29 protein-coding genes are annotated in these 10,638 nt (G+C 32.4%); 28 read left to right on the plus strand and 1 reads right to left on the minus strand.

Annotated features, from left to right (window positions below):
- The first annotated feature begins 41 nt into the window (after nt 1-41).
- Entirely contained in the window at nt 42-233 is a 192-nt protein-coding gene (locus KQI38_RS07490; protein WP_216557579.1) for a helix-turn-helix transcriptional regulator, read from the plus strand.
- 114 nt (nt 234-347) lie between these two features.
- A complete protein-coding gene (locus tag KQI38_RS07495; protein WP_216557582.1) occupies nt 348-491 on the plus strand; it encodes a hypothetical protein in 144 nt (47 codons plus the stop codon).
- Here KQI38_RS07495 and KQI38_RS07500 read toward each other — a convergent pair.
- Complete coding sequence (locus tag KQI38_RS07500) at nt 462-731, minus strand: hypothetical protein (protein ID WP_216557585.1); 270 nt, start codon at nt 729-731, stop codon at nt 462-464. The two genes, KQI38_RS07495 and KQI38_RS07500, sit on opposite strands and share 30 nt — an antisense overlap.
- A gap of 83 nt (nt 732-814) precedes the next feature.
- On the opposite strand from KQI38_RS07500, the gene KQI38_RS07505 reads away from it, so the two are divergent.
- From KQI38_RS07505 to KQI38_RS07625, 26 genes are all read left to right on the plus strand, one after another.
- A complete protein-coding gene (locus tag KQI38_RS07505; RefSeq protein ID WP_216557589.1) occupies nt 815-1,030 on the plus strand; it encodes a hypothetical protein in 216 nt (71 codons plus the stop codon).
- Nucleotides 1,031-1,083: 53 nt separating this feature from the next.
- A complete protein-coding gene (locus tag KQI38_RS07510) occupies nt 1,084-1,293 on the plus strand; it encodes a hypothetical protein (protein ID WP_216557592.1) in 210 nt (69 codons plus the stop codon).
- 14 nt (nt 1,294-1,307) lie between these two features.
- Entirely contained in the window at nt 1,308-1,550 is a 243-nt protein-coding gene (locus KQI38_RS07515; RefSeq protein ID WP_216557596.1) for a hypothetical protein, read from the plus strand.
- Entirely contained in the window at nt 1,544-1,735 is a 192-nt protein-coding gene (locus KQI38_RS07520) for a hypothetical protein (protein WP_216557599.1), read from the plus strand. The genes KQI38_RS07515 and KQI38_RS07520 overlap by 7 nt, the downstream gene beginning before the upstream one ends.
- Nucleotides 1,716-1,889: a hypothetical protein gene (locus KQI38_RS07525; RefSeq protein WP_216557602.1), complete on the plus strand. Its 174-nt coding sequence runs from the start codon at nt 1,716-1,718 to the stop codon at nt 1,887-1,889. The genes KQI38_RS07520 and KQI38_RS07525 overlap by 20 nt, the downstream gene beginning before the upstream one ends.
- 49 nt (nt 1,890-1,938) lie before the next feature.
- Nucleotides 1,939-2,373 (plus strand): helix-turn-helix transcriptional regulator, encoded by a 435-nt coding sequence (locus KQI38_RS07530; protein WP_216557605.1) that lies wholly within the window; start codon nt 1,939-1,941, stop codon nt 2,371-2,373.
- Between the two features lie 15 nt (nt 2,374-2,388).
- Nucleotides 2,389-2,583: a hypothetical protein gene (locus KQI38_RS07535; RefSeq protein ID WP_216557608.1), complete on the plus strand. Its 195-nt coding sequence runs from the start codon at nt 2,389-2,391 to the stop codon at nt 2,581-2,583.
- Nucleotides 2,584-2,695: 112 nt separating this feature from the next.
- Nucleotides 2,696-3,136 carry a hypothetical protein gene (locus KQI38_RS07540; protein ID WP_216557611.1) on the plus strand — a complete coding sequence of 147 codons (441 nt, stop codon included), beginning with the start codon at nt 2,696-2,698 and terminating at the stop codon, nt 3,134-3,136.
- Nucleotides 3,133-3,276: a hypothetical protein gene (locus KQI38_RS07545; protein WP_216557614.1), complete on the plus strand. Its 144-nt coding sequence runs from the start codon at nt 3,133-3,135 to the stop codon at nt 3,274-3,276. The genes KQI38_RS07540 and KQI38_RS07545 overlap by 4 nt, the downstream gene beginning before the upstream one ends.
- Nucleotides 3,277-3,864 carry an HD domain-containing protein gene (locus KQI38_RS07550; RefSeq protein WP_216557617.1) on the plus strand — a complete coding sequence of 196 codons (588 nt, stop codon included), beginning with the start codon at nt 3,277-3,279 and terminating at the stop codon, nt 3,862-3,864.
- An 11-nt stretch (nt 3,865-3,875) separates the two neighbouring features.
- Complete coding sequence (locus KQI38_RS07555) at nt 3,876-4,028, plus strand: hypothetical protein (RefSeq protein WP_216557620.1); 153 nt, start codon at nt 3,876-3,878, stop codon at nt 4,026-4,028.
- Nucleotides 4,029-4,030: 2 nt separating this feature from the next.
- Entirely contained in the window at nt 4,031-4,834 is an 804-nt protein-coding gene (locus tag KQI38_RS07560; protein WP_216557623.1) for an exodeoxyribonuclease X C-terminal domain-containing protein, read from the plus strand.
- A 49-nt stretch (nt 4,835-4,883) separates the two neighbouring features.
- Complete coding sequence (locus tag KQI38_RS07565; protein ID WP_216557626.1) at nt 4,884-5,639, plus strand: DnaD domain protein; 756 nt, start codon at nt 4,884-4,886, stop codon at nt 5,637-5,639.
- Between the two features lie 12 nt (nt 5,640-5,651).
- Entirely contained in the window at nt 5,652-6,938 is a 1,287-nt protein-coding gene (gene dnaB, locus KQI38_RS07570; RefSeq protein ID WP_216557629.1) for a replicative DNA helicase, read from the plus strand.
- A gap of 111 nt (nt 6,939-7,049) precedes the next feature.
- On the plus strand, nt 7,050-7,184 hold the full coding sequence (locus KQI38_RS22285; RefSeq protein ID WP_276515557.1) for a hypothetical protein: 135 nt from the start codon (nt 7,050-7,052) through the stop codon (nt 7,182-7,184).
- Nucleotides 7,185-7,273: 89 nt separating this feature from the next.
- Nucleotides 7,274-7,447, plus strand: a complete 174-nt coding sequence (locus KQI38_RS07575; protein WP_216557632.1) for a hypothetical protein — start codon at nt 7,274-7,276, stop codon at nt 7,445-7,447.
- A 4-nt stretch (nt 7,448-7,451) separates the two neighbouring features.
- Nucleotides 7,452-7,658 (plus strand): MarR family transcriptional regulator, encoded by a 207-nt coding sequence (locus tag KQI38_RS07580; RefSeq protein ID WP_216557635.1) that lies wholly within the window; start codon nt 7,452-7,454, stop codon nt 7,656-7,658.
- 3 nt (nt 7,659-7,661) lie between these two features.
- A complete protein-coding gene (locus tag KQI38_RS07585; RefSeq protein ID WP_216557637.1) occupies nt 7,662-7,820 on the plus strand; it encodes a hypothetical protein in 159 nt (52 codons plus the stop codon).
- Between the two features lies 1 nt (nt 7,821).
- The gene (locus tag KQI38_RS07590) at nt 7,822-8,337 is read left to right on the plus strand and encodes a Holliday junction resolvase RecU (protein ID WP_216557640.1); all 516 of its coding nucleotides are present in this window, start codon (nt 7,822-7,824) and stop codon (nt 8,335-8,337) included.
- 2 nt (nt 8,338-8,339) lie between these two features.
- Entirely contained in the window at nt 8,340-8,534 is a 195-nt protein-coding gene (locus KQI38_RS07595) for a hypothetical protein (RefSeq protein WP_216557644.1), read from the plus strand.
- Nucleotides 8,535-8,548: 14 nt separating this feature from the next.
- Nucleotides 8,549-8,836 carry a hypothetical protein gene (locus tag KQI38_RS07600; RefSeq protein WP_216557647.1) on the plus strand — a complete coding sequence of 96 codons (288 nt, stop codon included), beginning with the start codon at nt 8,549-8,551 and terminating at the stop codon, nt 8,834-8,836.
- A 6-nt stretch (nt 8,837-8,842) separates the two neighbouring features.
- Nucleotides 8,843-9,271 carry a nucleoside triphosphate pyrophosphohydrolase family protein gene (locus KQI38_RS07605; protein WP_216557650.1) on the plus strand — a complete coding sequence of 143 codons (429 nt, stop codon included), beginning with the start codon at nt 8,843-8,845 and terminating at the stop codon, nt 9,269-9,271.
- Nucleotides 9,272-9,280: 9 nt separating this feature from the next.
- On the plus strand, nt 9,281-9,442 hold the full coding sequence (locus tag KQI38_RS07610) for a hypothetical protein (RefSeq protein WP_216557653.1): 162 nt from the start codon (nt 9,281-9,283) through the stop codon (nt 9,440-9,442).
- Nucleotides 9,439-9,831, plus strand: coding sequence for a hypothetical protein (locus tag KQI38_RS07615; protein WP_216557656.1), 393 nt, complete (start codon nt 9,439-9,441; stop codon nt 9,829-9,831). The genes KQI38_RS07610 and KQI38_RS07615 overlap by 4 nt, the downstream gene beginning before the upstream one ends.
- Nucleotides 9,832-9,878: 47 nt before the next feature.
- The gene (locus tag KQI38_RS07620) at nt 9,879-10,142 is read left to right on the plus strand and encodes a hypothetical protein (RefSeq protein ID WP_216557659.1); all 264 of its coding nucleotides are present in this window, start codon (nt 9,879-9,881) and stop codon (nt 10,140-10,142) included.
- 165 nt (nt 10,143-10,307) lie between these two features.
- Complete coding sequence (locus KQI38_RS07625) at nt 10,308-10,637, plus strand: hypothetical protein (RefSeq protein ID WP_216557663.1); 330 nt, start codon at nt 10,308-10,310, stop codon at nt 10,635-10,637.
- The last annotated feature ends 1 nt before the right edge of the window (nt 10,638 follow it).

Consider the following 10,638-nt stretch of genomic DNA (forward strand, 5'->3'; position numbering starts at 1 on the left):
ACGGGTGTTACAATTAAAAGTGTAAAGGAGGTATTACAAAAATGAGCAACATAGTTAGAGATTTAAGAATTAAAGAGAAAATGAGTCAAGAGGAGCTTGCAACCAAAGCATTTACAACGCGACAAACTATCATTCGGATAGAAAAGGGTGAGAAACCTAGTTTTGATGTAGCAATGAATATATCAAAGGTATTTAATGTATCAGTCAATGAAATTTTTTTACCTAAACAGTAATACGCGTATTACAAAAAATGAGAAACACATAATTTAGGACAACTTAATTATCTCATAAAAATAAATTCAAAAATAGTGGGAAGCGTTGGAAGAAATGGAAAGGGGTGAGAAGGGATGGATTTAACTAAGATTAAAGAAGTTAAAGAAGTGACAAATGTTACAGAAGTAAATAATCTGATAGAAAAGGATTGGATACTACTGAGGGTAGTACCCAATCAGAATGGAATGTTATTTGTTTTGGGGAGGACCAGAGATTAATCCGTTATCCCAATCCTCATTGGCTTGATTTCTACCTTTATCAATACCTAGAACATAATGAATTGTTTGTTGGTGAGGAGCAACATCATGATCATAACAGGTTGTATAAATTTTAAGCAGTTTCCATCCACGGTCCAGTAAATCATTAACTTTTTTAGTTGCTTCGTATCCAGATTCAGATAGATAACTATCACTAAAAATTTCAGTGACCTTAGATATATCAAGCAAATTAACTGTCAATATTTTCACCCCCTTTACTAGATTTTATCATAAGGGGAGTGAAAGTAATACAACAAACCACACAGCATAGGAGGTGAAAAGGAATGATAGATAAAAAATTAGAGATAGCTGAAAAAGCAATAAATTATTTGATGCAAGTTGAGGGAATGACACTGAAAGATACAAAAGATATATTACTTTATGCAGCTATGACAATAGATATATTTTATAGTTTTGCTAAAGAATATAAGCCGAATCAATATGATGAAGAGGATGTAAAAAACTTTTCTAAAGATTATTTACAAAAACATCTAAAGTAAATTAGCATAGGACAAAATTACTCCAACATAAGCTATACAAAGGGGTTGGTGGTATGAAAGGGAAGGTTGGAAAGGTAATAGAAGAATTCAAGATAGGAAATACAACAATAAAATTTAATGATGCGTATATGTATGAGACAGAAGAAGAGGTAGAAAAAGCTTTGGACAGGATTAGCAATATATGGATAGATGCATATAGAAATGGAAGAGTGAATTGGGAGATGTTGGAGAAGTTAGGGCCATTTGAAATGATAGAGGTTTGAAAGGAGTGGAGTAGATGGAAAAGGATCCAATGGAACTCTTAGAATTTGATTTCAGTAAATACAATAAAATATCAATTAATGGAGTGTATCTTGCAGGTATAGAAATTGAAGTAGAGGATCACCCAATACAAATAAATATGTTTGGTAGGAGATATGGAGATTTAGTTATGGTCACTAGCTTTATGAAAGATAGCAAAGTTCGTATTACTGAAAATAGTGGAGATTACTTATCTATAAGAGAGGTGAGAATATGCTAAATGATGATGATTTACTAAGGATTGAATATTTACTTATAGAGAAAATTGCAGAATATAAAAAAGACTTACCAAGACTAGAAAATCCTAAGTTAACAAAAAGAGTGGAGGAAAGAATTAGCGAATACGAATCTACAGCAGAAAAAATATTAGAAATGAGGTTAGGAAATGCTAAATCTAATATGTAAAGCAGTAGAAAAGATAGTTTTCTCAGGAATAGATGGGACAATCCTTATTTTGCCTTTAGTGTTACTTCTTTCGGTCCTATTAGGACAAGCTAAGGATTGTATAGGAGTAGTAAGGAAAATAATGAGAGAGGGGGCTGAGGATAGGATTAGTTAGAAAAGTTTCTTCATTAATTAAATTTTATCACGAAAAGAGGTGAAATTAAATGAATGAAAGGTGCAGAAATATATATCAATTAGCTAGAAATGTTGCAGGTTTAACTCAATTAGAAGCAGCTGAGAGGCTTAATGTAAGTGTAAGGGCACTAGGTAATTATGAACTAGGAAACACAGTACCACATGGTGACATAGTAGCTGCTATGACAAAAATATACGGTGCTAAATGGTTAGGATATGAGCACTTAAGGCAATCAACAGAATTAGGAAAGCAGATTCTACCAGCAATTGATATTACAGATATAGCAAAGTCAGTTTTGGTACTACAAAAGGAATCTGGGGATGTTGAAGAAGTTAAATCTTGCATGATAAAGATAGCTTGTGATGGCAAGATAGACAAGCATGAAGAAAGAAGGTGGGATGAAGTAACAAAAGAAGTATTTGAAATGGCAGGAGCAGCACTTTCAGTAGTATTTTCAAGATAAGGAGGGACAAGCAAGATGGGTAAGTGTTTTGCAGATAATGGCAATAAATGTACAATTCTAAGAACTAAAAATTGTAAAGGTTGTAAGTTTTTTAAAACTCAAAAACAAGCAGAAGAAAGTGAAAAGAAGGCAATGAATCGTATTGAATCCTTAGATACACATATGAGAGACAACATTATAAATCTTTATTTTTTAGGAGGATTCAGATAATGTCTAGGAAAAATAAATCAATAAAAAAAGAGCTCTCAGACCGCCATCTGAAAAGCTCAACAGTTTTAAAAATACTTTTTATTATTATACCACAATCAAGGAGGTATGAACAATGATTAAATTTTCGAGAGCAGGAGCAAAGGATAATAGAGCAAGATTAAGATGGGTGAAATACTTTAAATATATCATAGAGGGTCAAGAATATTACACTAAACAGAAAGCTTATCTAACTTATTGTGATGGATGGATAGATGAAGATCTTATAGTTAAAGAAACGTATGATAGAGCTGTTAAGAGAGGAAAGCAGGAGTGTAGGAGTATCATTGTAGAAGATAATATATTGGAAATATCGATACAAGTTCTTCCGCTAATATATAGTGAGAAATATCAAATAAGCTATACTGCTGCCAATAAGTCAGTATATAAAGCTAGAGAAGCCTTGTTACTGGTGATAAAGCATTGTGACATAAGTTCATCTACAGAATATAGAATCTTCAACAAAGTGTTTAACTATCATTTGAGTATTCAGGATGAAGAGCGTATCGCAATATGAAATGTCCTAAATGTGGTCGAGATGTAAATATAAAAAAGAATAATTTATTCAATTGCAGATGCGGAGCAGTACTTATTGCGGTTGAAATATATAAAAAATTAGTAGTTGCAGATGTAAAAAATTATAAGGAGGAAAAGTAAATGTCATATTCAAAAGAGAGATTTGATAAATTATTTAGTTTAATTAATAGAGAAGGCAAGGACAAGCTACTTGAGTATTTAAATGAGAACGAATATTTTACAGCACCTTGTAGCAGTCAATTCCATGGCTCCAAAGAAGGTGGACTTTTAGATCATAGTGTAAATGTAGCAGATTTAATGCTAGATATATCGGATACATTAAATTATTTTGATAAAGAAATGATAGAGAGCATTATCATAGTAGGATTATTCCATGACATTGGGAAATCAGGATATTTTAATAAGGCTAATTATGTACCTAATATATTAAAGAGTGGTAAACAGTCTGATGCCAAACCATATGAAGTGAATAAAGAACTATTAAAAATACCTCATGAAATATCAGGAATTCATATTCTATCAAAATTCATTCAGTTAACTGAAGAAGAAGTATATGCAATCCTACATCATAACGGAGCATATGGAACTACCTGGTATGAACTTAAAAGCAATGAAAGACCTCTACAGATGGTTTTACACTTTGCGGATATGTGGGCTAGTAGAGTTGATGAAGTTGAAGCTATAGAAGTTAAAGGCACATTGTTCTAGGAGATATAGCTATGAACGTGAATGAAATGGATAGAGATGAATTGTTGATGGAATTAGATAATTATCAATTTGTACCAGGACATGGACCTGATTATGAAAAGATGTCAGATGATGAGTTGAGAAAAATGCTAGAGATATTTAGAAAATTGTTTGAGGAGGAATAAATATGTCAAATGAAATGATGGTTCAAGAAGTAAATCCAATGATGATTATAGAAGGTTTAAAGATAGATAGGGTTCAAGACTCAATGAATAAGATCCAACAGTTTCAAAAAGTAGTTCAAGGTGCTTTATCTGCAGATCATGATTATGGATCAGCATTCCCAGGCTCAAATAAACCAAGCTTATTAAAACCTGGGGCAGAAAAGATATTGATGTTGTTAGGCTTAGCTAGTGAATATGAAATTATAGAGAAGATTCAGGATTATGAAGATGGATTCTTTGCCTATACAGTAAGATGTGTCCTTACTAAAGCTGGACAAGTTATAACTGAAGGATTAGGACATTGTAACTCTAAAGAGAAGAAATATGATAGTGACAAACAAGATAAGTATATGTTAGGCAATACCTGTTTAAAGATGGCAAAGAAAAGAGCACAGGTAGATGCAGCACTTACTGTAGGAAGTTTATCCAATATATTTACTCAAGATTTAGAGGATATGGTTCAGTTTAATCAGAGCGAGAGAGTAAATACAATGACCATGAAAGAAGCAGAAAATATTAAACTGACCTTTGGCAAACATAAGGGGAAGACACTAGAAGAGGTATATAAGGAAGCACCAGATTATATCCAATGGCTACTAGGAAATGATAGAACAGATCCAGCAATTAAAAAAGCATGCGAAATATTAGTGAGTGGTCCTAAAAAAGAAGATTCTAAAGAAAAAGTAAATACTGAAACAGGAGAGATAGAAGATTTACCACCGGAATTTATGAATAATCCATTTGATGGTGAAGATAGTCCATTTTAGGTTAGGGGGAGAAATCCCCCTTCAAATAACTATAGTAGGTGATTGCTAGATGAAATATTTAACTGAAATAAATGCCTTTAGGAATTATCTTAAGACTAATTCATTAGAAGCAATTACACAAGCTTTATGGTACGTGATAATAGACTATCATAACTCATGTAATTGGGAAAGGTGGATTGCTATAGATAATCCAAGGCTTATAGCAGAGTTAAGTATAAGTGAGAAGACATTAATAAAACATAGAAATAAATTGATCCAAGCAGGACTTATAGAATATAAATCTCAGCAAAGAAAAAAGAATTCAGGGAAATATAAGCTACTAAGTTTTGAATTAGGAGAAGTAGGAAGAAATAAAACTACTGAACAAACTACAGGAAATATTCCAGCAGATAAGAAAGCAGATAATGAAACTACTGGAAAAAATACAGCAGATGGTAAAGCAGAACAGAAAGCAGTTCAGGGAGCAGATTGGAAAGCAGATTGTTCAGACTTAAATAGAATAGATAAGACTAGATTAGAAACTAATACTACTAATATTTCTTTAGTTGCTACAGCATTTCAACAAAATGGATTTGGTACTATAAATATCACCATAAAAGAAATACTTTTAGATTTATTAGAACAATATCCAGCTGAATGGATAATTGAAGCTATGAAGGTAGCAGTAAAAGCAAATGTACGTAGTCTTAGTTATGTAGAAGGTATTCTAAAGAAATGGAATGCTAGCGGAGGAATGAAACTTGAAAAAGATAAAAGTGAAAAGGATGGATATGATCCATATGCAAATGTAGAAGTAATTGAATAGGGGGAGGAATAGTTGAAAAATATAGAACTTGAAAACTCAATACTATCTTGCATGATGCTTGATGAAGAATGCTCTAAGGATTGTAATTTATTATCTAAAGATGATTTTACCCATACAACAAATATTATGATATTTCAAGCTATAAGGTCCTTAGTTCAGAGAGAGAAACCAATTGATTACCTAACGGTCTACCAAGAATTAAAACAAGAGGTAAGCATAACATACCTTTCTGATTTAGCCAATTCTATGCCTACCACAGCCAATTTTAAAGAGTATATAAGGCAACTAAAGGATCTTACACTTAAAAGACAATTATCCAAGCTAGGACAGGCTCTAACGGATAAAAATAAAACTGGCAAAGAGTTAATAGAATTTGCTGAAACAGAGATATTTGCATTATCAGAAAAGACTACTATAGGTGAATTTGTAGAAATCAAAGACATAATCCTGGATGTATATCTTGATATAGATAAAAGATACCAAAATGATGAACTTGAAGGAATCACAACAGGATATCATGCACTTGATAAAGCAACGGATGGGCTAAAGAAAAAGAATTTAATATATCTAGCTGGTAGACCATCCATGGGGAAAACTGCATTAGCTATAAACATAGCAGAAAAGAATGTTTTAGCAGGTAATTCAGTAGCCATATTTAGCTTAGAGATGGGCAAAGAGGAACTGGTTAAGAGATTAATTTTAGGTGTTAGTTATATTAACTCACAGAAGATAAAAAATAAGGAACTAACAGCTGATGAATGGGGCAGGATGCTAAAAGGAGCTAATGCTCTTCTAGATAAAAAACTATTTATTGAAGATAATACAAGCCTTACAGTAGCTGAAATGACTAGTATGTGTAGGAGAATTAAAAGAGATAAAGGTTTAGATTTAGTTATAATAGACTATTTGCAGCTAATAAGCTCAAACAATAGTAAGTTGAGCAGAAGAGAGGAAATAGACAGTATATCTAAAAATTTAAAAGCTATGGCCAAGGAATTAGATGTACCAGTAATAGTAATATCATCTTTATCTAGAGCAACAGAACAAAGGCAAAATAAAAGACCAGTTCTATCGGATCTAAGAGAATCAGGACAAATAGAATATGATGCAGATCTCGTAATGTTTGTTCATAGGGAAGAATATTACAACCCTACAGAAGAAAATAAAGAAGAAGCTGAGATAATAATTGCCAAACAAAGAAATGGTCAATTAGGGATAGTAAAGCTTGGTTGGCTAGGACCATATACAAAGTTTGTAGATGCAAGCCATATCGAAAGGAGAGGATCCTATGGACGGTAAGGAAATAATGAAAGAATTATATAAATACTTCGGTGAAAAGAAAGAAGAAGATCAAGAGATGTATAGCATAGCAAATATATTTTATGAGATGGGGACAAAGGGGGAGTAAGCATGAGTAAAGAAGAGGTTATTGGAAGACTGATAAGTTTAAAACATAAAAGAAGTTCAGAAAAATACTTATCTGATAAAGATAGACAAGCCCTAGATAGAGCAATACAGATATTGGAGGTGACCCCTCTTGGATAAATACAAAATAGCAGCAGAGATTAAAAAGAATAATCCAGCAATGACACATAAAGAAGCATTGGATAAGGCTAAGGAGGTGCTGGAAAAAGATGAAGCTTAAATTTACACAAACAACATTAAACTCAATGCTAGATGAAATTATTGAAACCTTCTTTGAAGAAGATAATTGCATGAGTTTAGGAGAATGTATAGACTATATAAAAAATAATTACAAAGATGAAATTGACACACTAGAGGAAGGTCCTACATGGATAGGGAGGTAACTAGATGAAAATAAAAGAGGAACTTATAAGTGATCAGGAGTTACTAGATGTCATAAAGAAACACGAAGGGGAGAATATGACTGTAAGAAGGTTAGCACAACTACTTGGATATTCTAGTCCTTCATCAGTTCACAATAGGCTAGAGAAATTGGAGGCTAAAGGATTAATTAAAAGGGAGAGATTATCTCTTATTAAAGTGAAAGAGGTGTAGAGATTGAATGAAATGAGACAAGCCATAGAAGAGTATAGAATTGCTGAAAATCTATTCAATAATGCAGTTAGTGAGAAGGAGATAGATATTGCTATATACAAGATTAATGCAGCACAAATAAAAATTGATTTAATAAGTGAAGATGCTAAGAAGGTGAGTTAAATTGAAAAACTATAACATGGCCAATAAAGGTAGAGGATTTGAAGAAGAGGTTAAAATGGCCAACAAGCAATATGAAAGAAAAGGAGTAGCTTTAGTACAGAAAATAAGCACTCCATGGACAGTTATTAGAAGGGGAAAGCAAATAGTATCAGCTTTCCCAGAAGGGAAGAGTACATTAGATTTTAGAGGAACAGTCAAGCCAAGAATACCAGTTAGTTTTGATTGTAAAGAAACTACAGACGAAAGAGGGCTACCCCTAGCGAATATAGCGGATCATCAAATAGATTACATGAAAGATGCTCTTGAAGTAGAAGAAGTAACTTTTATACTTTGTTATATGAAACATTTTGATAGGAGATATTTTATTTCAGGGGAGACGGTTATTTATTACTGGGATAGATGGAAAGAGAATAAAGGGAAAATAGGACATAACTTTATACCTATAGGTGAAATGAAAGAAATTAAATCTAGGAATGGGATAATATTAGATTATTTAGAAGGATTAAAGGAGGGATAGAGTTGGACAAGGTGTTAGAGTTAAGCATAAGAGCAGTAATTCGACATCTGAATGGAGATATGACAGAGTTTAATAAGTATAAGAATAAAGCTATAAAGATATATGAGCATGAGAAATTTAAGGAAAGTTGTAGATATCAAATAAGACATATGGTACCTGAAGAAACTAGGCAGAAATTATATGAGATGGTGAGCTAGGAGGAGGTAAAGAGATGAATATTGATAGATGCATAGTAACAGATGATGACATACTAACTTTACTCAAAACTGAAAACATTGACTCCTGGGAAAGACTTTTAGAACGGACAGGCTACACAAATATGGAGTATTTAAAAAGAAGAGTACGAAGAATGCAAGATAAAGGATTAATTATCATAGGCAAAGATAAAAGCTGCTTAAATATATTATTTAAAGATAGAGAGAGTAAAATTGCTTGGAATAAGAGAAGAAAAGCAATACTAGCAGAGGCTAGATCAACATTAAAAGCTATAGGGAGGTAGAGAATTATGGAAGATAGAGAAATTTACATGGAAGAAATAGAAGATGAAGTATGTTCTTGTTGTAGAACAGAGGAGCAAGATAGGATTATAACTGAACTAGAGGAACAATTAAAAAAGAGATTAGAAAAAGACGAACATGAAAACATTCTAAAAGGAAAACAATCAAAGATAATAAATCACTATGGACTAGACCATCAATATGACAGACTTATAGAAGAGTGTTCTGAGTTAATTAAGGCTATTTGCAAATACAAAAGATTTGATACGTTACAGAGTGATATATTATGCACTGCAGATATCGTTGCTGAAATGGCGGATGTATTGAATCTAATTGAGCAGATCCAATTAAAGGATCCTTTTGTAAGTAAAGGAGTTAGTAAAGTAAAGGATTTTAAAGTAGATAGGGAATTGGATAGGATTTCAAAGAAGATTTAGGGGGCAGCCATGGAAGATAACAGAATAGAAATTAGATGTGTAGGGTGTGGGAAATTACTAGGAAGAGTACCAGGAGATACAAATACAACTATAGAAATCAAATGTGCTAAATGCAAGACTATACATACCTACAAGATAGGGAATGAAGATAGGCAAGGAGGATTAAAATGATAAAATTTAAAGGGAAATGTATAGATACTGGTGATTGGATTTATGGATATTTAGTCAAACAATTTGGAAAGTTTAAAATTTATGATGATACAAAAGAAGATTTCGGTAATTGGATATATGAAGTAGAACCTGAAACAATAGGACAGTTTAGTGGAGTACATGTTAGTGGAGTACATGATAAAGATGATAGTGAAATTTATAAAAATGATGTTGTTAGACTTGAACATGAAGGAAACACACATTATGGAGTGGTAGAGTTTGGGGCAGGTAGTTTCATATTAGCAGCAGATTCTTTACCTGACGGATATATAACACTATTTGATATAACTGAATGTGATAGGGAGTATTATTGGATAAATGCAGAAAAAATAGGCAATGTACATGACTAATTAATGAACATAACAAGTATTAAGTGTAGTAATGAAGGAGGATTAATATGGGAGTGGATAACTACAAGACATTATCTAAATCAAGTATTCTTGAAGTGATTTGTCGGGCTTTGGAAATAAGTCACATGGTATCATATCCAATAGAACATTATAGTATGGAAGAAATAAAGATATTAGCTAAGTTGGCAAAACAAAATGACCTAGTATTAACTATAGGAGAAGAAAAAAGTAACTTTTACCAAGGTGTATTATTAAGCCTAATCAAAAGGTCAAGCTTAAAAGATAATAAAATTTTTATAGATAGGTTATAGTTGAACATAAAAAACAAGAATTATATTCATCAAATTAAATAGATAGAGGCTCTAGAAGCCCAGGGAGAATTTAAATAATATCCTTGGGCTTTTATTTTTTAATAAAACAGTGATGTCAACTAAAGGGAGAAAATACAAGGTTTTTGTCAACCAAGGAGGGATTGGATGCAGGAACTTACATTTGAAATAGATAAACTTAGAAAGGATCTAAATAAGACCATAACAGAACTTAATAAAGCAGGATATGAGAAAGCAAAGGCGGAGTATATTTATAGAGTAGCTTTAGCAAAAGAGCTTCTTATGAATAAAGATAAAGGCTTAGCAGCTACTTTGAATAATGATGTATCTAGAGGGAATGAAGCAATAGCAAAGTATAAGTTTAATAGAGATGTAGCAGAGACTATGTATGATACTACTTATGAGAAACTAAGAGCAATTAAAATAGAATTAGGGATAGTGGAGAGGCAGATGGAGGCTATTAGGAAAGGGGAGTAGG

It is taken from the genome of Tissierella carlieri (assembly GCF_018917285.1).
GTDB lineage: Bacteria > Bacillota > Clostridia > Tissierellales > Tissierellaceae > Tissierella > Tissierella carlieri.

Coding starts and splice junctions, on each gene's coding strand:
- KQI38_RS07510 (WP_216557592.1), top strand. CDS start 1,084: ATGAAAGGGAAGGTTGGAAAGGTAATAGAAGAATTCAAGATAGGAAAT.
- KQI38_RS07520 (WP_216557599.1), top strand. CDS start 1,544: ATGCTAAATGATGATGATTTACTAAGGATTGAATATTTACTTATAGAG.
- KQI38_RS07615 (WP_216557656.1), top strand. CDS start 9,439: ATGATAAAATTTAAAGGGAAATGTATAGATACTGGTGATTGGATTTAT.
- KQI38_RS07580 (WP_216557635.1), top strand. CDS start 7,452: ATGAAAATAAAAGAGGAACTTATAAGTGATCAGGAGTTACTAGATGTC.
- KQI38_RS07545 (WP_216557614.1), top strand. CDS start 3,133: ATGAAATGTCCTAAATGTGGTCGAGATGTAAATATAAAAAAGAATAAT.
- KQI38_RS07610 (WP_216557653.1), top strand. CDS start 9,281: ATGGAAGATAACAGAATAGAAATTAGATGTGTAGGGTGTGGGAAATTA.
- KQI38_RS07505 (WP_216557589.1), top strand. CDS start 815: ATGATAGATAAAAAATTAGAGATAGCTGAAAAAGCAATAAATTATTTG.
- KQI38_RS22285 (WP_276515557.1), top strand. CDS start 7,050: ATGAGTAAAGAAGAGGTTATTGGAAGACTGATAAGTTTAAAACATAAA.
- KQI38_RS07555 (WP_216557620.1), top strand. CDS start 3,876: ATGAACGTGAATGAAATGGATAGAGATGAATTGTTGATGGAATTAGAT.
- KQI38_RS07575 (WP_216557632.1), top strand. CDS start 7,274: ATGAAGCTTAAATTTACACAAACAACATTAAACTCAATGCTAGATGAA.
- KQI38_RS07560 (WP_216557623.1), top strand. CDS start 4,031: ATGTCAAATGAAATGATGGTTCAAGAAGTAAATCCAATGATGATTATA.
- KQI38_RS07565 (WP_216557626.1), top strand. CDS start 4,884: ATGAAATATTTAACTGAAATAAATGCCTTTAGGAATTATCTTAAGACT.
- KQI38_RS07605 (WP_216557650.1), top strand. CDS start 8,843: ATGGAAGATAGAGAAATTTACATGGAAGAAATAGAAGATGAAGTATGT.
- KQI38_RS07525 (WP_216557602.1), top strand. CDS start 1,716: ATGCTAAATCTAATATGTAAAGCAGTAGAAAAGATAGTTTTCTCAGGA.
- KQI38_RS07515 (WP_216557596.1), top strand. CDS start 1,308: ATGGAAAAGGATCCAATGGAACTCTTAGAATTTGATTTCAGTAAATAC.
- KQI38_RS07625 (WP_216557663.1), top strand. CDS start 10,308: ATGCAGGAACTTACATTTGAAATAGATAAACTTAGAAAGGATCTAAAT.
- KQI38_RS07495 (WP_216557582.1), top strand. CDS start 348: ATGGATTTAACTAAGATTAAAGAAGTTAAAGAAGTGACAAATGTTACA.
- KQI38_RS07490 (WP_216557579.1), top strand. CDS start 42: ATGAGCAACATAGTTAGAGATTTAAGAATTAAAGAGAAAATGAGTCAA.
- KQI38_RS07530 (WP_216557605.1), top strand. CDS start 1,939: ATGAATGAAAGGTGCAGAAATATATATCAATTAGCTAGAAATGTTGCA.
- KQI38_RS07535 (WP_216557608.1), top strand. CDS start 2,389: ATGGGTAAGTGTTTTGCAGATAATGGCAATAAATGTACAATTCTAAGA.
- KQI38_RS07600 (WP_216557647.1), top strand. CDS start 8,549: ATGAATATTGATAGATGCATAGTAACAGATGATGACATACTAACTTTA.
- KQI38_RS07550 (WP_216557617.1), top strand. CDS start 3,277: ATGTCATATTCAAAAGAGAGATTTGATAAATTATTTAGTTTAATTAAT.
- KQI38_RS07620 (WP_216557659.1), top strand. CDS start 9,879: ATGGGAGTGGATAACTACAAGACATTATCTAAATCAAGTATTCTTGAA.
- KQI38_RS07540 (WP_216557611.1), top strand. CDS start 2,696: ATGATTAAATTTTCGAGAGCAGGAGCAAAGGATAATAGAGCAAGATTA.